This window comes from Pantoea sp. JGM49, from assembly GCF_018257655.1.
Taxonomy (GTDB): Bacteria; Pseudomonadota; Gammaproteobacteria; order Enterobacterales; family Enterobacteriaceae; genus Pantoea; species Pantoea communis.
This window is the reverse complement of record NZ_JAERJM010000004.1, coordinates 82,389-104,899: the sequence shown is the minus strand read 5'-3', so window position 1 is coordinate 104,899 and position 22,511 is coordinate 82,389. Positions and strand designations below refer to the sequence as shown.

The 22,511-nt window shown below is 52.6% G+C and carries 24 protein-coding genes and 1 tRNA gene; 8 read left to right on the top strand and 17 right to left on the bottom strand.

The window, feature by feature from the left end:
* Positions 1-8: 8 nt before the first annotated feature.
* Positions 9-203: a protein DsrB gene (gene dsrB, locus JK231_RS08570; protein ID WP_160832784.1), complete on the bottom strand. Its 195-nt coding sequence runs from the start codon at positions 201-203 to the stop codon at positions 9-11.
* A 67-nt stretch (positions 204-270) separates the two neighbouring features.
* A complete protein-coding gene (locus tag JK231_RS08565; RefSeq protein ID WP_034824466.1) occupies positions 271-429 on the bottom strand; it encodes a YqaE/Pmp3 family membrane protein in 159 nt (52 codons plus the stop codon).
* Between the two features lie 319 nt (positions 430-748).
* Here JK231_RS08565 and JK231_RS08560 point away from each other — a divergent pair, with 319 nt between their 5' ends.
* The 3 genes from JK231_RS08560 to JK231_RS08550 all read left to right on the top strand — a co-directional run bounded on the left by JK231_RS08560 (position 749) and on the right by JK231_RS08550 (position 3,384).
* Positions 749-982: a DUF2525 domain-containing protein gene (locus JK231_RS08560; protein WP_160832783.1), complete on the top strand. Its 234-nt coding sequence runs from the start codon at positions 749-751 to the stop codon at positions 980-982.
* A 360-nt stretch (positions 983-1,342) separates the two neighbouring features.
* Entirely contained in the window at positions 1,343-2,140 is a 798-nt protein-coding gene (locus JK231_RS08555) for a mannosyl-3-phosphoglycerate phosphatase-related protein (RefSeq protein WP_097116786.1), read from the top strand.
* Between the two features lie 23 nt (positions 2,141-2,163).
* Entirely contained in the window at positions 2,164-3,384 is a 1,221-nt protein-coding gene (locus tag JK231_RS08550; protein WP_034824481.1) for a glycosyl transferase, read from the top strand.
* Here the strand turns inward: JK231_RS08550 and dgcQ are convergent.
* The 6 genes from dgcQ to vsr all read right to left on the bottom strand — a co-directional run bounded on the left by dgcQ (position 3,381) and on the right by vsr (position 7,441).
* Positions 3,381-5,033 carry a cellulose biosynthesis regulator diguanylate cyclase DgcQ gene (dgcQ, locus tag JK231_RS08545; protein WP_097116785.1) on the bottom strand — a complete coding sequence of 551 codons (1,653 nt, stop codon included), beginning with the start codon at positions 5,031-5,033 and terminating at the stop codon, positions 3,381-3,383. The two genes, JK231_RS08550 and dgcQ, sit on opposite strands and share 4 nt — an antisense overlap.
* 131 nt (positions 5,034-5,164) lie before the next feature.
* The gene (locus tag JK231_RS08540; protein WP_034824498.1) at positions 5,165-5,344 is read right to left on the bottom strand and encodes a DUF2158 domain-containing protein; all 180 of its coding nucleotides are present in this window, start codon (positions 5,342-5,344) and stop codon (positions 5,165-5,167) included.
* Positions 5,345-5,524: 180 nt separating this feature from the next.
* Positions 5,525-5,659 carry a hypothetical protein gene (locus JK231_RS25645; RefSeq protein ID WP_255253243.1) on the bottom strand — a complete coding sequence of 45 codons (135 nt, stop codon included), beginning with the start codon at positions 5,657-5,659 and terminating at the stop codon, positions 5,525-5,527.
* Positions 5,660-5,695: 36 nt separating this feature from the next.
* On the bottom strand, positions 5,696-6,607 hold the full coding sequence (locus tag JK231_RS08535) for a DUF808 domain-containing protein (protein WP_034824501.1): 912 nt from the start codon (positions 6,605-6,607) through the stop codon (positions 5,696-5,698).
* 11 nt (positions 6,608-6,618) lie between these two features.
* Positions 6,619-6,894 (bottom strand): hypothetical protein, encoded by a 276-nt coding sequence (locus JK231_RS08530; protein WP_034824504.1) that lies wholly within the window; start codon positions 6,892-6,894, stop codon positions 6,619-6,621.
* 70 nt (positions 6,895-6,964) lie between these two features.
* The gene (gene vsr, locus JK231_RS08525) at positions 6,965-7,441 is read right to left on the bottom strand and encodes a DNA mismatch endonuclease Vsr (protein WP_097116783.1); all 477 of its coding nucleotides are present in this window, start codon (positions 7,439-7,441) and stop codon (positions 6,965-6,967) included.
* Between the two features lie 127 nt (positions 7,442-7,568).
* Here vsr and dcm point away from each other — a divergent pair, with 127 nt between their 5' ends.
* Together dcm and JK231_RS08515 are read left to right on the top strand one after the other, a co-directional pair.
* Complete coding sequence (gene dcm, locus JK231_RS08520) at positions 7,569-8,969, top strand: DNA (cytosine-5-)-methyltransferase (protein WP_211728375.1); 1,401 nt, start codon at positions 7,569-7,571, stop codon at positions 8,967-8,969.
* Between the two features lie 122 nt (positions 8,970-9,091).
* A complete protein-coding gene (locus JK231_RS08515) occupies positions 9,092-10,693 on the top strand; it encodes a methyl-accepting chemotaxis protein (RefSeq protein ID WP_211728374.1) in 1,602 nt (533 codons plus the stop codon).
* A 48-nt stretch (positions 10,694-10,741) separates the two neighbouring features.
* Here JK231_RS08515 and JK231_RS08510 read toward each other — a convergent pair whose 3' ends face one another.
* On the bottom strand, positions 10,742-10,990 hold the full coding sequence (locus JK231_RS08510) for a hypothetical protein (RefSeq protein ID WP_211728373.1): 249 nt from the start codon (positions 10,988-10,990) through the stop codon (positions 10,742-10,744).
* Positions 10,991-11,066: 76 nt separating this feature from the next.
* On the bottom strand, positions 11,067-11,765 hold the full coding sequence (locus tag JK231_RS08505; protein WP_211728372.1) for a phosphohydrolase: 699 nt from the start codon (positions 11,763-11,765) through the stop codon (positions 11,067-11,069).
* Between the two features lie 589 nt (positions 11,766-12,354).
* Between JK231_RS08505 and JK231_RS08500 the strand changes: the two genes are divergently transcribed.
* The 3 genes from JK231_RS08500 to JK231_RS08490 all read left to right on the top strand — a co-directional run bounded on the left by JK231_RS08500 (position 12,355) and on the right by JK231_RS08490 (position 14,152).
* The gene (locus JK231_RS08500) at positions 12,355-13,035 is read left to right on the top strand and encodes a hypothetical protein (RefSeq protein WP_034824525.1); all 681 of its coding nucleotides are present in this window, start codon (positions 12,355-12,357) and stop codon (positions 13,033-13,035) included.
* Positions 13,036-13,205: 170 nt separating this feature from the next.
* Positions 13,206-13,973, top strand: coding sequence for a DgsA anti-repressor MtfA (gene mtfA, locus JK231_RS08495; protein ID WP_211728371.1), 768 nt, complete (start codon positions 13,206-13,208; stop codon positions 13,971-13,973).
* A 103-nt stretch (positions 13,974-14,076) separates the two neighbouring features.
* Positions 14,077-14,152 (top strand) — tRNA-Asn (locus JK231_RS08490).
* 253 nt (positions 14,153-14,405) lie between these two features.
* On the opposite strand, the gene ybiX is transcribed toward JK231_RS08490, so the two are convergent.
* The 7 genes from ybiX to livM all read right to left on the bottom strand — a co-directional run bounded on the left by ybiX (position 14,406) and on the right by livM (position 22,501).
* Positions 14,406-15,083, bottom strand: coding sequence for a PKHD-type hydroxylase YbiX (ybiX, locus tag JK231_RS08485; protein ID WP_097116735.1), 678 nt, complete (start codon positions 15,081-15,083; stop codon positions 14,406-14,408).
* Between the two features lie 47 nt (positions 15,084-15,130).
* On the bottom strand, positions 15,131-17,410 hold the full coding sequence (locus tag JK231_RS08480) for a catecholate siderophore receptor Fiu (RefSeq protein WP_211728370.1): 2,280 nt from the start codon (positions 17,408-17,410) through the stop codon (positions 15,131-15,133).
* A gap of 361 nt (positions 17,411-17,771) precedes the next feature.
* The gene (locus tag JK231_RS08475) at positions 17,772-17,939 is read right to left on the bottom strand and encodes a hypothetical protein (protein ID WP_166932180.1); all 168 of its coding nucleotides are present in this window, start codon (positions 17,937-17,939) and stop codon (positions 17,772-17,774) included.
* Between the two features lie 135 nt (positions 17,940-18,074).
* Complete coding sequence (locus JK231_RS08470; protein ID WP_160832776.1) at positions 18,075-19,487, bottom strand: EmmdR/YeeO family multidrug/toxin efflux MATE transporter; 1,413 nt, start codon at positions 19,485-19,487, stop codon at positions 18,075-18,077.
* A gap of 120 nt (positions 19,488-19,607) precedes the next feature.
* A complete protein-coding gene (locus tag JK231_RS08465; RefSeq protein WP_166932178.1) occupies positions 19,608-20,357 on the bottom strand; it encodes an ABC transporter ATP-binding protein in 750 nt (249 codons plus the stop codon).
* Positions 20,350-21,225 carry an ATP-binding cassette domain-containing protein gene (locus JK231_RS08460; RefSeq protein WP_211728369.1) on the bottom strand — a complete coding sequence of 292 codons (876 nt, stop codon included), beginning with the start codon at positions 21,223-21,225 and terminating at the stop codon, positions 20,350-20,352. Before JK231_RS08460 ends, JK231_RS08465 begins: the two co-directional genes overlap by 8 nt.
* A complete protein-coding gene (gene livM / locus JK231_RS08455; RefSeq protein ID WP_211728368.1) occupies positions 21,218-22,501 on the bottom strand; it encodes a high-affinity branched-chain amino acid ABC transporter permease LivM in 1,284 nt (427 codons plus the stop codon). The genes JK231_RS08460 and livM overlap by 8 nt, the downstream gene beginning before the upstream one ends.
* Between the last annotated feature and the right edge of the window lie 10 nt (positions 22,502-22,511).

The following is a 22,511-nucleotide window of genomic DNA, read 5'->3' as shown; positions in this document are numbered from 1 at the left end:
ATGCAGTCTTAAGCTTGCTCGTAGGGCTCAACAAACACCCCTTCCGCATGGTCGCTTTCATTAAAGAACCAAATCCCCAGCGGATAATCCTCCAGCGCCACCAGGTACATGGTCCCTTCATTAAAACCTTCAACTGCCAGTACCGTACCCACGCGACGTGGGCCGCCATCGGTTTTTACCGTTACGCGGTCATTCACCTGCATTGATTACTCTCCAGATATTGTCCTGAATACAGTGTAACGGAAGAAAATGGCGGCCGCCTGATCCGGATCAGCGTCGGGCGATGACCCACACGGCATGCACAATGCCCGGGATATAACCGCACAGTGTGAGCAGGATATTCAGCCAGAAGGCACCGCCAAAGCCCACCTGCAGAAATACACCCAGCGGTGGCAGTAAAATCGCAATCACAATTCGAATAAAATCCATACTAACTCCCTGATATCACTTCTTTATCGTCAAGCTTTAAGCATAGCCGCTGATTCGATTGATGAGATGACAGACGGGTAAAGTTCTGTCAAACCGCGGCTTTTCACTTTCTTAACAGTACGCAGAGAGACTTCTGACGCGGGTAGCCCGTACACTTCTTCGTACTGCACCAACCCCAAAGGCGCAGTCAACCTAAAAGTAACAAGGATTTTTGCCCGCGCAGCGCGGGCTTTTTTTTTGCCTGAAATCTGCCCTTTCCTGCCCATTCTTCCCGTTGTCTATACTGATAAAGAATCTCATCGCCTCTGGGAGGCCGACCATGACAACCGCAAAAGAGTACAGTGACAACGTGCAGCGCGAAGTGAACATTGACGTTGAAGCATTGCTGGAAGCGATTCAGAAGAAAACCTCAGGCGAGGTTAAAGAGTTCATGGAAGCGGAACACGCTCACCGGGTGAAAGTGAATGGTGAAGCCTATGACTCTTATATCGAGCTGGCTGAAACATTTGAACTCGATATCCGTGACTTCTCGATCACTGAAGTTAACCGTTGAAATCGATTTCAAAAAAATACCCGGCGGGATGGCCGGGTAAAGTAAATCAGTGAATTCGTTACACCAGGAAATTCTTAACACCTGAGTCAGACTACGCTTTAGTCATCACAAGACAAGTCCCAATCTTGCGTATAAAACGAACAAAAAAGCATGACCTTCCCCATTTGTTACCGAAAACACCGTGTGCCTACTGTGTTTCTTTTATGCGCAATGTGTGCACGTCCCTAATCGTTACCCTGTGGATTTAAGATTTATCCTGGAAATTGACGCAGCAGACTCGCAAAAAAGTGTGATCTTCATAACGCTATTATACTGATTACTCTCTGCTTTACGGACGCGCCTGGCGTAAGGAGTGTGTAGATGCTCAGACTTAACTCGTCGCTGATGATTGTGACCGATCTCGATGGCTCGCTATTGGATCATCATGACTACAACTGGGATGCCGCCAGTGAATGGTTGCAGCGCCTCAAACAGCAGGCGATTCCCGTGGTGTTCTGTTCCAGTAAAACGGCCGCTGAAATGATCCCCTTACAGAAACGCCTGGGTCTTTCCGGTACCCCTTTCATCGCTGAAAACGGGGCGTTTATCGCTTTTGATGGCGAGCAGATTGCAGCGGAGGAACCGGGTGAACACTATCTTGCGCTGTGCCGCTGGTTGAAAACCCTGCAATCCACTTTCCGCTTCAGCGGTTTTCACGACTTTAGCGATGCGGAAGTGGCCCGCTTCACCGGATTAACCCTGGCCGAAGCCAGCCAGAGCCGACTGCGCAATGCTTCAGAAGTCATACTCTGGCGCGATGATAGTGAAAAGCTGGAGGATTTTCGTATGGCGCTGGCGGAACACAACCTGGCGCTCACCCAGGGGGGACGATTCTGGCATGTGATGCCCGCGGGCTGCGGTAAAGGCATCGCACTGCAGCAGCTGCAGCAGCATCTCGAACAGCGCAGTGGAGAGAAGCGGACCACCCTCGGCCTCGGTGATGGCCCCAATGATGTGCCGATGCTGGAGCAGGTCGATTATGCCGTAGTGATTAAAGGATTCAGTAAAACCCCGGTGATCCTCACGCGCCGCGATCAACAAAATGTCTATCACACCGCGCATGCTGGCCCGCTGGGCTGGCGTGAAGGGCTGGACTATTTTCTCGCGCAACCCGAATAACTCTCTGACCTAAGGATGAGAAAATGAGTGATTTTTACCAAAATGGTGTCATTACTAACTTTCATAATCTCACCCAACGCAGCGTTGAATCGCTGGAAAAAGAGATGGTACGTTTCGCGCGTAAACGCAAAATGGGGCTAATCCTGCCTTCCCTGTTCTCAGAACTGGAAGGTCCGGCGCTGGATAACATCGTCAATGAGCTGGCCAAAGTGCCTTATCTGGATGAGATCGTCATCGGTCTCGATCGTGCTGACCGCGACCAGTTTCTCTTTGCTCGCGAGTTCTTTTCTCGTTTGCCACAACGCCATCGCATCCTGTGGAATGATGGACCGCGATTGAAAGCGCTGGATGCTGAACTGGATAAAGAGGGGTTGTCGCCGAGCCAGCCGGGTAAAGGACGCAACGTGTGGTTCTGCACCGGGTATACACTGGCCTCGGATCGCACCCAGTGCGTGGCGCTGCATGACTGCGATATCGTCACCTATGAGCGCAGCATGCTGGCGCGCTTGCTCTATCCGCTTGCCAATCCAGCTTTCCAGTATGAGTTCTGCAAAGGGTTCTACGCGCGCGTTGCGGACGGCAAGCTTAATGGTCGCGTAGGCCGCTTGCTGGTCGGCCCGCTGCTGCGTTCGCTACAAAAAGTGTATGGCCATTCTGAATATCTGGATTACCTCACCAGCTTCCGCTATCCGCTGTCTGGCGAATTCGCCATGCGCACCCATGTGCTGAACGGCATCAAAATTCCCGGCGACTGGGGGCTGGAAATCGGCGTGCTGTCGGAGATTTATCGCAACTACACCACGCGACAAACCTGTCAGGTGGAAATTGCCGATAACTACGATCATAAACATCAACCATTGGCAGAAGAAGATGGCACCGGCGGCCTGAAACGCATGAGCAATGATATTGTCCAGTCGCTGCTGCGCAAGCTGGCGACCATGGGCGTGCCACTCACCAGTGACTCATTCCGCGTGCTCAAAGCCACTTATTATCGCAATGCGCTGGATATGATGGAGATCTACAATCACGAAGCGACAATGAATGGCCTGAAGTTTGATCAGCATATTGAGGAAGCGGCGGTCGAGATGTTCACGCAGGCGATACTTGATGCCGGGCAATCCTTTATTGAGCGGCCCAATGAGAAACCTTTCATTCCCAGCTGGAGCCGCGTGCAATCGGCGTTTCCTGATATTCTGCAGCGCATATATCAGGCGGTGGAGGAGGATAACGAAGGCAAGGTTTAATCTTCTGCCACCACGCGGTTGCGGCCGCCGGTTTTCGCCAGATACAGGCGGCGATCGGCGGTGGCTTGCAGGCTTTCGGCATGATAATCGCCCTGCTCTTCGCTGCCGGTCACGCCTGCCGAAAGTGTGACGCTGAACGTGGTGCTGGCATTCACCAGAATCGTTTTTGCCGCTAAACGCGCACGGATACGTTCCGCAATTGCACTGGCATCCGCCAACGTAGTTTCCGGCAGTACAATACAAAACTCCTCTCCGCCGATACGGCCCGCCACATCATATTTACGCAGCGTATGGCTAATCACGCCCGCCACCCGAATCAATGCCTGATCGCCTGCCGCATGTCCCCAGGTATCGTTCACTTTCTTGAAGTGATCGACATCCAGCTGAATCACCGCGAGGGGCGTTTGCTGCTGCTGGCTGCGGGCAGAGATCGCCACAAACTGTTCAAAGAACGCATTGCGATTGAGCAACCGCGTCATACCGTCGTAATTGGCACGCCAGGTGAGTTTGGCGGAGAGATCGTCCATACGGCGCACCAGACGAATAATGACCTGATGCACGACCAGCAGTAGCAGTACAAACAGCAACCACATGCCGAGCAAGAACAGCGATACGCGGCCAAGTTCCTGTGACATCCCCTGCCTCAGGCTCTGAATATTCACGATATACGCGTCCACATTCTTTAATTTGCTCCAGCTGGCAAACTGGGTGCCAAGGCGCATCACACCTCCAGGCAGTTGCCGGATTTGGCTCTCCAGACGCTCCTGCTGTTCTGGCGTCAAGGGCTCATCGTTGGGTGCATGCAAGCGAGTGATTTCATTTAACGAGCGGTCCACCATGAGCAACTTGCCTTGTAGCAAGCTGTGTCGTGCTTCGGCCATCAGCCCATGTATCCGCGCCTGGGTGAAATCCATCGACAGTACACCGTACCAGTAACCATGACTGACGATCGGCGTGCTCACTGTCATCATTAACCCTTCGTTAAATTCACCCTGATAGGCTTCACTCCAGCGCAATCGACCGCGCTGCGGATTATCCGGTGCCTGATCGCGAAAATAGGGGCGCTCCGTCATGGTGGTATAGCTTTCTATCAGCTCTTGCGGACTTTGCGGAGGCCTTGAACTGATAAAAAAACCGGCGCGCGAGATATACCAAAAGCGTGAGTGAAAATCCTGTCCCGGGTCGCTGAACTGCATGATAAAGCTGAATTCCATGGCGGCGCGCAATTCCGCATTGATGTGATCGCTGTTGCGCAGCAGCAGGGGATCGCGCATTAACCAACTGTCACTCACGCCATTCAACGGCATACTGCGCAGGCTGGCCAACTTTAACTGCCAGGTCGTTTGCTGGCGCAATTGTTGAAAGCGGGTAATGGCTTCGCGCGTTTGACTCGAATCCAGCGGATGCATCAACGCATAGTTGAGCATTCTCTCGTAATACGTCAATTCATCGATGCTTTCCTGAAACCGGCTATCGAGGTTTTTCTGGATTTCAGCCAGTTGTGCGCGCTGACGCTCCTCATAGTTATTTTTTAGCTCAATCGCTTCATGCACAGTAAGAAATGCAGAGAACAAAAAGACCGCCAGAAAGCAGAGATGCACCGGCAAAAAAGGATTACCTGTGCGTGGCGTCAAAGGCGAAGTGGGCATGGGCAACAGTTATTCAATAAAGGGCGGATGCGAAAAGTGTAGTCAGCAGGAGAAAAGTCGTACAGGCAGGGATCAAAGGAAAATCAGATAGGTAAAAACGCAACGGGACGGATTGACCGTCCCGCACACGCTTAGCTGGCCAGCTGTCGCGCTCCGGATAAGTGACTCAGTTCGTCACTACGGAACGCCTCGCGTCGCACGCTGTAGCCATCATACCAACGACACTCTACCATTCCGCTGGCATAGCCGGTCACCACCATCGTGGGTCCGCCCTCTTTGTGCTGAACTTCATCACTGATCGCAAAGGTCATACCGCGCCCTCCCTTTTTCCGTTGAATGAACGGATAAAGTTATAGCAGCTGCACCCCATTTACGCCTATAGGATAATGTTATTACTGTGACGAAATCGGAATAAGCAGTGTAAAATGTTGTTTATAAAAAAAGCCGATAAAAATTATTATCGGCTTTGAAACACTTTCCCGGGTGGGAAATCAGATTTTGCAACCTTCGCAGTCCGCTTCGTCGCTGATATCAGCCGGGACTTCATTGGCTTTTTCAGCCGCTTTCGCTTCAGCCTGTTCCAGCTGCGCATCGATATCAAATTCAAACATATCGTCGTTCATCATCGTTCTCCTGACCCGTGATTGATAAATTCCTGCGCTTTATACCGATTTACCGCGTACTTTCGCAACCAGATTTACCGCCAACAGCACGATCGACCCAATGATAAAGCCGAGTACCAGATTGGCACCGTTGCTCAGTAAGGCGGAGATAACGCCATGGAAGCCGCTGCTGTACTCCTCAATCGCGTGATGCAACGGCGCGATACCGTGCACAATAATGCCGCCACCGACCAGGAACATTGCCACCGTGCCCACCACCGTTAACACCTTCATCAACCAGGGGGCCAGCGCCAATAGCGCACCGCCAGTCGCCTGAGCCAGCGTGGAGGACTTTTCCCGCAGCCAGTATCCGAGGTCGTCGATTTTCACGATCATCGCTACGATGCCGTAAACACCAATCGTCACCAGAATCGCAATCCCCGCCAGAATCAGCACCTGATTCAACAGCGGCGCTTCAGAGACAATCCCTAAGGTGATTGCCACAATTTCCGCAGAAAGAATGAAATCTGTGCGTACAGCGCCTTTCACTTTATCTTTTTCGAACTGGCGCGGATCCTGCTGCGCCAGCTTATCCAGACGCTGTTGACGTGCCTCCGGGCTGCTTTCTGCCTTATCGTGATTCAGGCTGTGCAGCACCTTTTCCACGCCTTCATAGCAAAGGTAAGCGCCGCCCAGCATCAACAGCGGTGTGATTAGCCAGGGCGCAAACGCCGAGATAATCAGCGCCAGCGGCACCAAAATTAATTTATTAAGAAATGAGCCTTTTGCGACGCTCCAGACCACGGGTAATTCACGGTTGGCTTTTACGCCAGTGACCTGCTGCGCATTGAGTGAGAGATCATCACCTAGTACGCCAGCGGTCTTCTTTGCCGCGACTTTGCCCATCACTGAAATATCATCAAGCAGCGTCGCAATGTCATCCAGAAGCGTGAGTAAACTGGTTCCTGCCAAAATAGTTATCCTTATTCCGGTTCGTGATCCTGACAACAGGGGCATCGCTCAACCGCCGTCACTGACATATCAGCGATGCCCGCGCAGTCCCATTCGACGCGAAGTGTTTGCCCGGCAAGATCGCCAGCGTGCACATATTTGCTGACCGGACTTTCCGTCATTCCGCTGATCTCCTCGGTGGCCACCAGTTGCTCGCCTAAATAAATGCGTGCCGTTGCATGGGTGTTCACCATCCGCTCATCACGGAGTTGATACAGGCGTTTGACCGTCAGTTTGATGCTGCTCATGGCTCGATTCCGCGTCCCAGAGAAAGAGAAGATCTAAACCGTTATGGCGGCTAAAAGCAACAATCGCACGCTATTCAACACGATAGTGATGCAAGCCTTGATGATCGATTTCGCCACTGTGCATGGCGGCCAGCAGCCACTCTTCCAGTCGTTCAATCAACGCCTCATCTTCAAGGCGCAATTTTCCACGCAGCGCGCACTCCCAGACAATCAGTACCTTCCAGCCGCTTTGTTGTAACTGCCCGATATAACGGCGGTCGCGTTCAACGTTGCTGTTAATTTTGCCGTTCCAGAACTCAGTGCGCGTGGCGGGCATCTTGAATAAATAGCAGTGATGACGATGCCAGAAGCAGCCATGGACAAAGATAATCGCCCGCTCGTGTGGCAAAACAAAGTCTGGCCGACCCGGCAACGCTTTATCTTGTACACGATAGTTAAAGCCACGATCTTTCAAAATCAACGCGATACGCTGCTCAATCGCTGTGTCATGATTGCGAATGGCACGCATATTTTTGCTGCGAATAGCTTGCGAATGGACGTCGACCATGGCGTCTCCTTTTTATTGGGGCTTCTACAACTTTAGCGGTTTGGCGTGAAAGCGAAAGGCACGCGCAACAAGTGTGTGAAGACGCGAGGAGTGATAGCATAGCGGCTTCACTGTTAAGGAAAAACGCATGCTTGCTATCGATCCCGCCGCGACGGTTTCACCCTCCTCATTTTCTTCCCCTTCGGATGACGCCACATCGCTGTTAATGCAGGTCCTCGATATCTATGCCGCACGCGATGTGGTGCAAACCTTAACCGAGGCGGGCGGATGCGACTGGAGCGTGCCGCGTCTAAATCGCATTCGTCACGGTAAAAGCGCCGTTCCTGCCCTTTCCAGCGATGAAGTCAGCAGCCTGCAAGCGTTATTGCCTTCGCGCCCTGCTCATTACGCTGCGCCTAAATTTCAATTTGTCGATCTGTTTGCTGGCATCGGTGGGATTCGTCGTGGTTTCGAGCACATTGGCGGCCAGTGCGTGTTCACCAGTGAATGGAATAAAGAAGCGGTTCGTACTTATAAAGCCAATCACTATAGCGATCCGCAACGGCATCAGTTCAATAGCGATATTCGTTTGGTGACGCAGCCCGCAGGACTCACTGATGAACAGGCGATTTATCAGCACATCGACCAAACCATCCCCGACCATCAGGTGCTGCTGGCGGGTTTTCCCTGCCAGCCGTTTTCACTGGCGGGCGTCAGTAAAAAAAATGCGTTAGGTCGTGCGCACGGTTTTGAGTGTGAAGCGCAGGGCACGTTGTTTTTCGATGTTGCCCGCATTCTCGCTGCCAAAAAGCCGCCGTTCTTCGTGCTGGAAAACGTGAAAAACCTCAAGAGTCATGACAAAGGACGCACCTTCGCCATCATCATGGCGACGCTGGATGAACTTGGCTACGACGTTGCCGATGCGGCCGACAGCGCAACGCCCGACGCGAAAGTGGTGGATGCGCGCCATTTCCTGCCGCAGCATCGCGAACGCATTGTGCTGGTGGGTATTCGTCGTGACACCGGATTGAGCGACGGTTTTTCACTGCGCGCGCTTTCTCAACTCTATCCGCAGCAGGTGCCCACGCTGCAAAGCTTGCTGGAGCCGACGCCAGATGCGAAATATATCCTGTCGCCGACACTGTGGAACTATCTCTATCAATACGCCAAAAAGCACAAGGCTAAAGGTAATGGCTTCGGCTTTGGCCTTAACGATCCCCGTAATCCCAACGTATGTGTCCGCACTTTATCAGCGCGCTACTATAAAGACGGCTCAGAAATTCTGATCGACCGCGGCTGGGATCAAGCGCAAGGTGAAGCGGATTTCCAGCACGCCAGCAATATGGCTCTGCGTCCGCGTCGGTTAACACCGCGCGAATGCGCCCGACTGATGGGATTTGAGGCACCGGGACAAAGCCAGTTCCGTATTCCGGTCTCGGATACCCAGGCCTATAAGCAGTTTGGTAATTCAGTGGTGGTCCCGGTTTTTGCTGCTGTGGCACAGTTACTTTCGCCGCTTATCGAACAACATCTTAGCCAAAACACTTAGCGCCACAGGTCCACAATTTCCTTTAGGGACGCGTATTATGCTGTTTTGCGCTGAAACGCGTCTATTGTCACCAAACTGTCACGCCCGCTCTCAATACTCCTTTTTATTTTTGGGGGCGTTAGATGTCACTCCTTTCTGTAATCTCGTTACCGCTGCGTTTACGTACACGTCTTACCTGGCGCTTGCCGCTTTGGCTCACCAGTCTTCGTAACCAGTTTTTGCTGTTTATCGTGCTATTCTGTCTCCTGCAGTTCGCGGGCGTACTGCTGCTCAGCAATCACGTTAATCGGACGCAAACGTCACTCCAGCAAGCCAACCAACTGCGGGAAAGATTGGCCCTGCTGGATAAAGCACGTATCGAATTCCTCACCGCCAGTGATAACAGCCACCGTGCTGGTATCTATTTAATGCAGGATCAGCAAAGTGGCTCAGTCGATAGCTGGAAAAGTCTGGCGGCCGCTTCTGATGATTCGTTAAAAAAAGCGCAGGCACTGTTCACCGCCTACCATGCTAAAGCACACAGTCCGCTGGCTCAGGGCTTTGCGATGTTAGCGGAGGGTTTGCAAGAGCAGTTGAAAGGGTTAGCGGCCAATGACATCAATGCCTTCTTTATGGTGCCGATGCAGGCATTCCAGCAGCAGTTTAACGATGCCTGGTTCAGCGAGATTGAACAAGCCAACCATCAGTTGAGCAGCGTCAATCAAAATACCCTCAGTACGCTAAAGCAGAGTCGCAACATGTCGCTGATCGTCAGTGCCATTTTGATGGCGCTGCTGGTGCTGGCCTCCATTCTGTTGATGCGCGGCGTGCTGTTGCCGCTGCGTCGTGCCAACCGGCAGCTGGAGCAGATTGCCACCGGTGATTTAGTCCCGAGTCATGATACGCCACGCCGCCAGTGCTTAGAGACGCGCCAGCTGTTTCAGTCGATCGAATCAATGCGTTTCGGTCTGCAGCAGATTGTCAGCGACATTAATACCGTTGCTGTGAGCGTGGCGGCGGGTGCAGAAGATATGCAGCAGCATAATGAACAGGTGATGCAGCAACACCAGGCGCAGAATGCCAGCTTCCACCATCTGTCACAGCGTTTACATCGCGTGTCTGAAGAAGTCGAAATTGGTGCGCAGTTCTCGCAGCAGGCCACGCAGGAGGCGCAATCAGCCGATGCTCTGATGCGCAACTGCGCCACGGAAGTCGACAATATGGAACTCAAAATGCAGCAGATTGTTACAGCGTCGGGTGATATCGCCGGAATTGTGGGCATGCTGGATAGCCTGTCGATGCAAACCCGTTTGCTGTCGTTGAATGCCGCGATTGAATCCGCTCACGCTGGGTCATACGGTCGTAGTTTCTCCGTCGTCGCCAAAGAGATGGGGCTGCTGTCGCAAAAGAGCGGTGAATCAACGCGTCAGATTGATGGTTTAATTCAGCACACTCAGCAGCATGTGAATGATGGTTTTGACAAAGTGAAAGCGCTGGAAGTGTTGTTTACACAAATCAGCGGTGCGGTTTCGGGGGTCGTAACGCAGCTCGATGAGTTGCAGCAAAATAGCACTGCGCAAAGTCACCGCGTCAGTAAAATTGCGCACGAAGTGGTGGAGATGAGTAATCAGCTACAGCAAAACGAAGCGCTCAACGCCCATCAGGTCAATTCGGCTACGCAACTGCGTGAACTCTCTGATCGCCTCGCCCAGCGGGCACAGCAATTCCGCGTTGATGCCGCTTGAGTACAAAGATAAAAAAACCCGTCAAGTTGACGGGTTTTTAAATGTCGCTTATTTCTTCTTTTTGCTTTTCTTCAGCAGCATACGCACCTGCTTCAGTTCAGACGCAGTGAGCTGCTCGGTCACCGCTTCTTCCGTATTCAGACTATCAACCGCCGGTTGCTCAACAGCATGTAAACTGGCCTGCAGGCGGTTAACGATCTCCTGACTCATGGAGATTTGGTTATCGGCGGCTAACTGTTTGATGTGCTCTTTCAGGGCCGGGTCAATTTTAATGGTTAAGTTAACGGTCTCGGTCATCTTCACACTCCCTCTTGATTTACAACAACGTAGCGGAAGAAGATGAAAGTTAACAGACTGTCATAAAAATTTAATATTACGAGTGTATGGGGCTGAAATCCCTTAATACGGATTCATCAATACTGGTCAGGTTGCCCTGTAATTCCGCGCACAGCTTGCCCATATAGTGCACCAGGAAATCGGCATTATGCTCTGCCAACATGCGCCCCGCTTCGGTTTGCATGGTTTCTGGCAAGCGTAAAAGTTTTTTCTGGAAGTGGTCCAGCGTCCATTTCACATCGTCTAATTCACGTTCTTTTCCTAATGGATCTTCGCTATCAAACAGCGGACGGCCCAGCGCTCCGGCCGTATAGAAAACACGTGCGAGGCCGATAGCACCTAAAGACTCGAGGCGATCGGCATCCTGAACAATTTTTGCTTCCAGCGTCAGTGGCGTGATACGTGCGCTAAAGCTGTGCGCCTGAACGGCATGGGCGACGCCATCCAGCAGTTCCGGTGGGAAGTCGGGAAAATCCTGCTGCAGAATTCGACGTGTCTCTTCAGCGGCATAGGTGGAGGCCAGATGGCGCTCTGGGTGGTTTTTTGGCAGGTTAACCACGTCATGGAAGTAACAGGCGGTGAGGACCACCATCGGGTCGGCTGCACTGTGCTGCATGATGCGCGTGGCGCTTATCCAGACACGGCGCAGGTGCGCGATATCATGGGCTTTATCGTCGTGCAGCCAGTTCTGCTGCAGCCAGTTCTCGTAGCGTTGTTGCCAGCGGGTGAGTGACATCGTGCTTCTCCTTATTGCTGTTATAAAAGCACCGCCAATTCAGGGTGCTGCTCCTGGGGACATCATAGCGGCCTGATCGTGACACTTTTTTTACATCCCTCCTGGATGTGCAAAGCGTAAAAATGCGATCCCGATCTTGTTATAACGCTGTTAATGCCGATTTCCCAGCGGAGATCACGTTTTAGGCATTTCCTTAGCGTCATTTGAGTTAAATAACTCTGTTAAACAGGCGTAATCTATTTCATCCATCAACAATATTCACGCTTTTGAATTATTCCAGTTAAACATGCTTAATAACTCAGGGTAAAAGCGATAAACGCCCATGGATAAATCTGAAAAGTTTCCCATCCAGGCCGTTATAACGTACTGTATAGGGAATATTTCTGGCTCTCTCTCACCTGCAAAGGTACTTACAGCATGGATTTTGCTTAAGAGCCATTTTTAAAACCGGAATACGCAGTAATTGCCTGATAGTAAGGCGACAAATTATTAAGCAAATTGATTCAAACCCATTATGCTAATTCTCTCATCTGCGGTTGCAGGTGATTGTCGGAGTTCTCCGGGTGAGTAAAACTACATGAGGTACGTAATGAAAGAACGGCCGATTCTTTTTTCCGAACAGCGGGTCCGCGCCCTGTTGGTTGGCCAGCAAACGCAAACCCGGCGCATCATGAAAACTCAGGCCTTTGGTCCGGGTCAGGATCATCACGAAGGCGTCCATGCGTTTGACGTTAGCGCCAACCATCTGCATGGCTATAAATTGATGTCGATGGCAGATGTCAGCTCTCACTGTCCCTTTGGACAGGCGGGCGATCGATTGTGGGTGCGTGAAACCTGGCGCGGCCCCATCGTACCGGAAGAGCAACTCGCCGAATATGAACGCGATCCTCTGCCGTTCCGTAGCCCTGCGTTCTGTCAATATCGTTCTGACAGCAATGAACTGGGTCAACTGGATGAGGATGTAGAGCATGCCGAGCAGTTTGGCTGGCAAACAGCGATTCATATGCCGCGTTGGGCCAGCCGTATTGATTTGGCCATTACCTCGGTACGCGCTGAAAAAATTCAGGACATTAGCGAAGATGACATTATGGCTGAGGGCGTGCAGACCGATACGCACTTCCTGAATAACTTCTTCACGATGAACATGAACGCTGAATCCCCGAAAGAAGCCTATCGTAAAGCGTGGCAAAAGCAGTATGGCGCCACCAGCTGGGAAGTGAACCCGTGGGTTTGGGTGATCGAATTCCAGCGCGTTGAACGCGAGAGTTAACTGTCTTCCGCCCTCTCCCGCTCGGGCGAGGGTGATTTTCCTGCTTTGCCATCTTAATCACAGAAAAACCCTGTAGTAACTGATTGAATACACGGCTTTGATTCCGCGCTGGTATTTTTCATCTTGCCGCGTCAGGATAACCCTTTCAGCCCTGCAGAGTGAGTCGCGCGATGTTCAAATGGCCATGGAATGCGCAGGTAGATGCCACCGTCACAGCGCTTCCCTGGCAACAGGCAATGGCGCAACCGATCTTTTCGCTGCTCACACCTGATGAGCAAAGTGCCCTGACCGCGCTTGCCCAACGCTTTCTGCAACAAAAAAAAATCTCGCTGTTGAATGGGCTGCAACTCGATGAGCGGCAGCTGGCACGTCTTGCCTTGCTGTTTTGCCTGCCCGTGTTGAAGCTCGGTCTGGAGTGGCTGGATGGCTTTCATGAAGTGTTAATTTATCCCGAACCGTTCAATGTCGATGACCGTTGGGAAGACAGCAGCGGCTTAGTCCATCAGGCTCCAGCGGTGCATGCCGGTCAAAGCTGGACGCAAGGCCCGGTGGTATTAAATGCGTTGGATATTCAGGACTCTTTCGATCTTTCCGGCTACAACCTCGTCATCCATGAAATTGCGCATAAACTCGATGCACGCGGCAGCGGCTACACCAGCGGTATTCCCGTCATTGCCTTACGAGATGTCGCCCAATGGGAGAAAGACCTGCTACAAGCGATGGAAGAGATAGAGGCGGAAGTGGAATTGGTGGGTGAACAGGCGGCAACCATCGATCCCTACGCTGCCAGCGATCCCGCCGAATGCTTTGCCGTGCTGTCGGAGTACTTTTTCAGCGCCCCAGATTTACTGGCGAATCGCTTTCCTGCGATGTATCGCCACTTACAGCAGTTTTATCGCCAGGACCCGATGGCGCGTCTTGCAGCAGGTTCTGCTTAAATCGCGATCGCTTTGTACTATTGCTAGCCAGTTGAATACAAATGTATTTTTAGCTGTTGACACATTAATGAGGTGCCATTAATATGCGCCTCGTTCACACGATTCCTCTGTAGTTCAGTCGGTAGAACGGCGGACTGTTAATCCGTATGTCACTGGTTCGAGTCCAGTCAGAGGAGCCATATTCAGAGAAACCCGCTCAAGGAAACCTGAGCGGGTTTTTTGCTTTTCATCACGTTGCGTTCCCTCGTCTCTAAAAAACTGGCATCGACATCCTGTGCCAGATTCCGATCGCAAAAGGGTCATTTTTGAACCTTTCATACCCTTTTATGTATTTTTGACGCCCACATTCCCAATGAAAACACGCCAAAGGTTCAAAAATGAACCTTTGAGCCATCAGGTTGTGTACGAGCACTCAGCAACTGCCCTCATTCGCTACACTTCCGTCCAACCGCGCAGCAGGTTGTGATACATATTCAGCAGGGACAGCAGCTCCTCGCTATCGCCATGACGCGCTTTGAGGCTTTGGATATTACGATCCAGTTCAAACAGCATGGCGCGTTGTTTATCATCACGCACCATCGATTGAATCCACAGAAACGACGCCACGCGCGCACCGCGCGTCACCGGTGTAACACAGTGCAGGCTACTCGAAGGATATAGCACCAGATGTCCGGCAGGTAATTTCACTTTGTGCTGACCATAGGTGTCTTCAATCACCAGTTCGCCGCCGTCATAACTATCAGGTTCACTGAGAAACAGCGTGGCCGAGAGATCGGTTCGCATCCACCCGGCAGCACCATTATGTCTCACCGCGCCATCAACGTGAAAACCGTAGGTCTCACCCTGTTCGTAGCGGTTAAACAGCGGTGTAGAAATAGAGCGCGGCAGTGCAGCAGAAAAGAACAGCGGGTTGTTGTTCAAAGCCTGCATCACTGCTGTTTGTAACCGATCATAAAGCGGCGTACGCGTATCAATCTGCTGATTATTTTTTACCGTTGCGCCCTGGCTGCCCACCGTGGCGCGTCCGTCAATCCATTCGGCCTGTTGCAGCAGCGAACTGAAATTTGCCACCTCTTCAGGCGTCAGCACTGCAGGAATGTGATACATCATCGCGGTGTTCTCTCATAAATAGGGGCGCGAACGCCCCACGTTGAATCTTAGAAATGTACGTTTGCCGTTAACAAGAAGGTACGTGGCTCACCCGGATGATAGCGGTATCCACTCTTATTGATGGAAGCCACATAGTGGGTATCGAAAATATTGTACGCGTTGAGCTGCAGATCGAAGTTGTTATTAACCTTGTAGCCCAGCTTCGCATCTGCCACCCAATAACCTTCAGTATGGTCTGGCGTGCCTACCGCGCCATCGCTGCCGCGACGCAGACTGCCCACGTAACGCGCCCCCGCACCAACAGAAATCGCATCAGTGGCCTGATATTGCGTCCACAAGGTGAAGGCGTGTTTCGGTGTATAAGCGATAGCAGATGAACCATCCTGAGCGACGGCTGCGCCCTCTTGCACCGAAGCGTGCTGCTGGGTGTAACCGGCAATCACTTCCCAGTCTGGGGTGATGTTGCCAGTAGCTGAAAGCTCATAGCCCTCAACGCGTTTTTTACCGGTCTGTGAGTAAGTGCCGTCGTCATTCGCGGTGACTTCGTTTTCGATATCGGTGCGGAACAGCGCAGCATTCAGTAGCAGACGTTTGTCCAGAATCTGCCATTTGGTTCCCACTTCGCTTGATTTAGCTTTCTGAGGCTGGAAATCAGTACGGTTTGCACTGTTACCGGTGCCACCTGCCGCCAGCGCAAAACTGCTACCACCCGGAGGCTGCTGAGAAATCGCATAGTTGACATAAACATTGCCCTGCTCGGTCAAACGATAGAGCGCACCCGCTTTCCAGTTCACCAGATTGCCAGACTTGGCGGTATCAACGGTGGTGATAGGCGTGCCGCGTGCGATGCCCGTTGGACACGCCAGCGCACCGCGCCCGCTGCCGCCACACGCCGTAGCACTGTCATAATCAGTGTGATAGCTATCAAGACGAATGCCGCCGTTCAGCTCGAAGTTTTTGGTTATAGCCAGCGTATCGAAGGCATAGATTCCGGTGGTATCGGTCTGCCCGTTGGCATTGGCGCCGTTGCGAACCAGCCCTCCCACAGAAATGCTGCTGATCGGATGGTAGATATTAACCGCAGGCGCAGTAATGGCGTTGACGCCGTAGTTGGTCTGATTTTCACGCGTGAACTCCACGCCAGCACTGACATCGTGCCCCACTGAACCGGTATAGAATTTCGAGGTAATATTGGTCTGGTTAGTAAGGATGCGGTTACTGACATCTTTCAGGTTTGCGTTGCGCGTCCAGGTCCAGGTGCCAACATCATTAGGATTTGGCGTGGTAATGGTGCTGCCCATTACCGCGGTCAGCAGATACTCCTGCTTCACTCGCGACCAGCGCGTGGTGTTGCGAATCGTGGTGCTGTCGCTAAGATCGTGCTCGAAGCGAATAGTGCCGCTATCGGTGGTGGATTTGTCGAAATCGGAATCGGTGCCGTAATAATTACTGGTCGCCACTTTACCCGAATGATTAAGTGCAGAGGTAGCGGCAGTCGGTGACGAGTATCCCGGCAGGCCGATGGTCGGAATGCCGCCATCTGGCGTGTTGTTCTGATGCACATGCAGATAGTTCAGATACAAACGCGTTGACGTATCCAGACCGAATGCCAGTGAAGGCGCGACACCATAACGCTCATTTTGCACATTATTGCGTGCGGCATCGTGGGTTTTCTCGCCCATAAGATTGAGGCGAAACGCGCTGTTGTCGTTGAAGGCCTGGTTATAGTCCAGCGTACCGCGGCGCATCCACGCACTACCGACACTGGCCGACGCATCCAGGCCCGTATCCAGACGAGGCTGCTTACTGATCATGTTAATTGAACCCGACGGCGCGCTACGACCGTAATCAGTGCCAGACGGCCCTTTAATTACTTCAATCTGCTGAGTATTAAAGGTATCGCGTGTCACGCTACCAATATCACGAATGCCGTCCACGTAAATGCTGTTTGAAGTATCCATGCCACGCATATACACGGCATCACCGGTCGAAGAACTGCCATTTTCCCCGGCGTAGAACGCCCCCACCCCCGGCACATTTTTCAGCGCATCGGTCAGGTTATTGACACCTTGATCTTTGATCACCTGATCAGGAATGACCGTCATGGTGCGGGTGGTATCCACCAGCGGACGGGTAAATTTGGGGTCGGCAGAAGTATTAGGCGCATACAGAGAAGGCGTTTGCGCCGTCACCACTAAAGTGTCGTCAGATTTTTTGTTGGCATTATCAGCGGCCAGAGCAGCAGCAGGAGAAATACCAATACATAGCCCGGTGAACAGGGTCAGCGAATTGAAACTGCCAAACGGCAAATTGCGATTGTTATCCATTTTAAAAAGTAAATTTCTTATCGTTATTGACGGGCTTATTGCATCAAGCAAACCAAAACACTCAAGGTGCCATGATCTCCACTGCCTTGAGATGCAACACCTAAACGATAACGCCAATGGTTATCATTTACTTTTTTATTCTTGCATGAAGCGCAACGGCTTGGGAATAAGTTTCTTTACGGTAGCCTTACATAATTAATACAATCAGTGCCAGCAGGAGGGTTGCGTCAGGGTTTGCTCAAGAAGTCGTCAGGAAGGGCTAATATTCAGGCACAAAAAACCCGCTGGACAGGGCAGCGGGTTTTTAAGCAGCGCGCACAGTTCATTCCAGTAACTGTATCGCATAGCGTGATGCAGGCGTTCATCGCTCATAGTAGCGATACACCGACGGATGGAATTCAATGCCATAAAGTTGGCTGACCGGAATCAGCAAATCAATATGATTGCTGAGATCGAACTCACGCTCTTCAGCGGGTTGTGATGTGGCGTTGATCAGGCGATGGAACCACTGTGACAGCGTCGTTTTCATCGTCAGGTTCTCCAGTAAGGGTTGACCCTGACAGTAAAACCTAACTTGCTTTATAACCAAAACGATAAGATATGCGATGGAATCCCAATTAATGCATATATTGAAGGCCGCCGTCTGCTACGACGGCCCACTCCGTTATGCCCGGCTCTTCGCCAGCATACGACGGTAATTATTGAGCCATTTGCCGCTGGTCAAACGGAACCAGAAGAACACACCGCGCACTGTCCAGTCGAGGAACATGCCCAGCCACACCCCGACCACGCCCATACCGAGCATGATCCCCAGCACGTAGCCGGCAACCACGCGCGCACCCCACATGCTGAACATTGACACATACATGGTGTATCGCGCATCGCGCGCGCCTTTCAAACCAGCAGGTAGCACCCAGGATGCGGTCCAGATCGGCATAAAGGCCGCATTGAGCCAGATGAGGTGTTTGGTGACTTCAATAACTTCAGGGTCGCGGGTGTAGAATCTAGCCAGCGTGCCCGCCAGTGGTACGGTGATCAAGGCCAGTGTGCACAGCCCAATCATCGCCAGCCAGAACACATGTTTAATCTGCCTTTCCGCCTGCATCACCTGGTTTTTACCCAGCCGCTTACCGGTAATGATGGTGGAAGCCGAACCGAGGGCGTTGCCCGGAAGATTAATTAACGTGGCAATGGAGAAGGCGATAAAGTTACCGGCGATTTCATTGGTGCCCATGCCTGCCACAAAGATCTGCGTCAGCAATTTACCGCCGTTAAACAGCACTGACTCAATACTGGCCGGCACCCCGATCCCCAGCACTTCCATCAGGATGTTGCGATCCCAGCGTCGGAAATAGCTGGCGATGCTGATTCTTAACGCCGGCGTAATGCCACGATACAGCACATAAATGGCCGCCGCCGCGCCGATATAGCGTGAGATGGTTAATCCTAACCCGGCCCCAACGAAGCCCATCCCTTCCCACCCCATCGCACCATAAATCAGTACGCTACTGATCACGATGTTAAGGATGTTCATGCCGCCATTAATCAGCATCGGAATTTTAGTGTTTCCCGCTCCGCGTAGCGAGCCGCTACCGATCAGGGCGATCGCCGCGGCTGGATAGCTCCACGCCGACGTTTGCAGGTAGCTCAGCGCCAGTTCCTTCACCTTGGGTTCCGCGCTGCCCGCGATAACATCGATAATCAGATGTCCCCAGATCTCAATCACGATCACCAGCACGAATGCCAGCACCGTCATCAAGCCCAGCGACTGCCGCGTAGCTGCGCGCGCACGTTTGCCGTTGCGCTTGGCGAGGCTAAAGGCCACCACCACCGTGGTGCCGAGATCAATCGCCGCAAAGAAGGAGATAATCACCATGTTGAAGCTGTCGGCCAGACCGACGCCCGCCATCGCCTCTTTCCCCAGCCAGCTCACGAGGAAAGTACTCAGGACGCCCATCAGCATCACACAGAGGTTTTCAATAAAGATGGGCACGGCTAATGGGGTAATTTCACGCCACAACAGCGTGCGATAAGAGCGACGTTTCGGATACCACGCCGTATTTCTGACCGCCCGCATCACTGCTACGCCAGGATTTTGCAAGGGAGTACCAAATCACTTTGGAGAGGAAGAAGAGTAATAATGATGATAGGCCACTGAGAAATATGCAAAGTGTTTCCCATCACCATTTAATCATTATTACAAACTTTTTGTCGCCACCACCGCAGGATCCGCTGCACCACCGAGATAAGCGCTGCGCACCTCATCGTTATTTAGGAGTTCTTCCCCACTGCCGCTCAGTTTGATCTCGCCGTTGACCATCACATAACCGCGATCGGCCAGTCGCAGCGCATGACGGGCATTTTGTTCTACCAGGAACAGCGTCATGCCCTGCTGGGTCAATTCACGCAGGATGCTGAAAATTTGCTTCACCACAATCGGCGCCAGACCCAGACTCGGTTCGTCCAGCAGCAGCAGTTTTGGGCGACTCATCAGCGCCCGCGCAATGGCCAGCATCTGCTGCTCGCCACCGGAGAGCGTCATCGCACGCTGTTTGCGGCGTTCGAGCAGGCGTGGGAACAGCTGGTACATCCGCTCCTTGTCCTCTTTCACAAAGCGGTCGCCCACCGCAATCGTACCCATCAGCAGGTTCTCCTCCACTGTCATATCCGGAAAGATGCGACGGCCTTCGGGCGCTTGTGCAATGCCGCTGGCGGCGATGAAATGGGTGCTGCGATGGCTGATCGACTCACCACGTAAGCGAATGTCACCACTGGCAATGCGCGGCTGGCCAAAAATCGACATCAGCAGCGTAGATTTTCCCGCGCCGTTAGCACCAATCAGCGCCACCGTTTCCCCCTGGTTCACCGTCAGGGAAACCTGCCTGAGCGCCTGAACCGGACCATAAAACACGTCCACCTGTTCAAAACTCAACATCGGTTCAGTCATGGTCGCTCTCCTCATCTGCGCCGAGATAGGCGGCGATAACGTTGGGATCGTGGCGAATTTGCTGCGGCGTCCCCTGTGCAATGACATCGCCATGATCTAGTACCACAATGTGATCGGAGATGCGCATGACCATCGGCATGTCGTGCTCAATCAACAACACGCTGATACGGTGATCAGCGCGTAAGCGATGCAATATCTCACTCAGCGCATCGGTTTCGACCGGGTTTAATCCCGCGGCCGGCTCATCCAGACAAATCAGTTCCGGTCGCGTGCACATGGCACGCGCAATCTCCAGTCGGCGCTGCTGACCATACGAGAGCGTGCCAGCCAGTCGATTGGCGCTGGAGACCAAATCCACATTTTCCAGCCAGTAAAAAGCGCGGTCTAACGCGCGATTTTCCGCTTCGCGATAACCACGGGTATTCAATACGCCGGCCAGCAGATGACGATTCACCTGCATATGCTGCGCCACCAGCAGGTTCTCCACCACCGACATCTCGCGGAACAAGCGGATATTCTGGAAAGTACGCGCCAGGCCGGCCCGGTTAACCAGATGTGCGCCGCCAAACATTTTGTACCACACGCGCGAACCCAGCCGCGCCGGATGAAGCCAGTCCTGCGGATGAATTTTTTGCCCCAGCACCTGGATTACATCGGTACTGCGCTGTTGGGCATTGAGTATGATGCGCCCGCCGGTGGCGCGATAAAACCCGGTCAGGCAGTTGAACACCGTGGTTTTTCCCGCCCCGTTAGGGCCGATTAATGAGGTAACCGAACCGCGCGCCACAGAAAGGCTGACATCGTTCAGGGCTTTGATGCCGCCGAAGCGCATCATTAAATGATCAACTTGTAGAATGGCATCACTCATGGCGCACTCCTTTCCGCAGCGGAACACCCACACGTGCAGTACGAACCAATCCACGTGGTCGCCAAATCATCATTAACACCATCAGCATGCCAAACAGCAGCACACGATATTCGGCAAAACTTCGCAGCAGTTCAGGCGCGACTGTCAGTACAAAAGCGGCAAGCACCACGCCGAGTGTCGAGCCCATCCCCCCCAGAACCACAATCGCCAGGATTAACGCTGATTCGAAGAAAGTAAAGGAAGTTGGATTCACGAACCCCTGATAGCTGGCGAAAAACACCCCGGCAATCCCGGCCGTCGAGGCACCTAACATAAAGGCGGAGAGTTTGACCAGTACATGATTAAGCCCCATGGCGCGGCAGGCAATTTCATCTTCCCGCAATGCCTCCCAGGCGCGGCCAATGGGCATGCGCGTTAACCGATGCTTGATTAACAGCACCAGCAGCACCACGAGTACCAGCACCACATAGATGAAGATGAATTTCATATTGGGGTTGTAATCGAGATGCAGAAACTCGTGATAAGGCACGCCCCCGTCCCGCGCCCGGCGAGCAAATTCGAGGCCGAAAAATGTCGGGGAAGGCACCGATACGCCATTGGGTCCACCGGTAAACGACAACCAGTTGGTTAAGACCAGACGGATGATTTCACCAAAGCCGAGGGTCACAATCGCCAGATAGTCACCATGCATGCGCAACACCGGAAACCCCAGCAGCGCTCCGGCAAAGGCCGCCATTAATGCCGCGATCGGCAACATACTCCAGAATCCCAGGCCGAGGTACTCGTAGCCCAGTGCCAGGCCATAAGCGCCGATGGCATAAAATGCGACATAACCCAAATCAAGTAATCCCGCCAACCCCACCACAATATTGAGCCCCAGCCCCAGCAGCACATAAATCAGCCCCAGAATGGCCACGGTTAACAGGTATTTACTCGATAGAAATGGAAAGGCAAATGCGGCAATCAATAACAGCGGCAATATCCAGCGCATCCGCGAGCGATAACCCGATTCGCGGACATATACGCCATCGTCATTGCCTTCAAACTTGCGTGTAAAGCGTTGTCCATAGGACGTACGGGTGAACAGGCTGAGCATTAAGCGCCCTGCCATCACTAATCCCACTAACAGCGCCACACGTTGCGGCGACAGTGTGAAGCTGTAACCCTCCAGCACCACGCCCACAATCGGGCCAAACACCACCAGCGCAATCACTCCCGCCAGCAGTGTGTCGAGCAATGCTTCACGCACGCCCGCTTTTTGCGTCATTGCATTCATCGTGGCTTCC